Raw genomic sequence first — 1,019 nt, forward strand, 5'->3', positions numbered from 1 at the left:
GCTGGGGCTCGCCGCGCGGCAGGCGGAGTCCGGGCTGCGCGTGCTCGCCGTCGCCACCGCCGAACTCCCCGCCCGCACCCGGCCCTACCGTGCCGGGGACGCCCGCGGGCTCACCTTCCGCGGGCTGCTCACCTTCCGCGACGACCTGGCCCCCGGCGCCGCCGAAGCCCTGCGCACCCTGACCGGGCTCGGCATCGAGGTGCGCGTCCTGACCGGCGACCACCCGGCCACCGCCGTACGCGCGTGCCGGGACCTGGGGCTGACGGTGGGGGAGGTGCGTACCGGCGGCGCACCGGAGGCGGCCGGGACACCGGGCGCCGTCACCGTCGTGGCCCGGTGCACGGCCGAGGACAAGGCGCGTGTGGTGGCCGGACTCCGCGCCGCCGGGCACACGGTCGGCTTCCTCGGGGACGGCGTCAACGACGTGCCCGCCATGCTCGCCGCCGACGTGGGCGTGGCACCGCGCGGAGCCGTCGACGTGGCGCGCGAGAGCGCGGACGTGGTGCTCGGCGAGAAGGACCTCGGCGCTCTCGGGCACGCCGTGCTCGCGGGACGGCACAGCAGCGCCAACATCGCCTCCTACCTGCGTGTCACCCTCTCCTCCAACCTCGGCAACGTCCTCGCCATGCTCGCCGCAGGGCTGCTGCTGCCCTTCCTGCCGATGCTCCCGGCCCAGGTCCTCGCGCAGAACCTCTGCTTCGACGCCTCCCAGCTCGCCTTCGCCGACGACCGGCCCGACCCCGAGGCGCTGCGCCGGCCGACCAAGCTGCGGCCGCCCGCCTTCCTGCGCTTCCTCACCGGCTTCGGCCTGCTCAACGCGGTCGCGGACCTCGCCACCTTCGCCGTGCTCACGCTCGCCCCACAGGACGGCGTCGGCCTGAGTGACGAGGCGTTGTTCCACTCGGCCTGGTTCACCGAGAACCTGCTCGCCCAGGCGCTGGCGATGCTGCTCCTGCGCTCCGGGCGCCGCATCGCGGGCGGCCGGCCCGGCCCGGTCGGCTGGGCCTCGGCCGCGCTGG

Annotated in this window: 1 protein-coding gene; it reads left to right on the plus strand. The window is 76.3% G+C overall.

All coding sequences use genetic code 11. The features are described from left to right. Nucleotides 1–1,019 (plus strand): HAD-IC family P-type ATPase (locus GT030_RS14725; RefSeq protein WP_161201499.1); only part of this gene is annotated, 1,019 nt, incomplete at both ends.

Source organism: Streptomyces sp. SID1328 (assembly GCF_009865595.1).
In the GTDB taxonomy this organism is placed as follows: domain Bacteria; phylum Actinomycetota; class Actinomycetes; order Streptomycetales; family Streptomycetaceae; genus Streptomyces; species Streptomyces griseoluteus.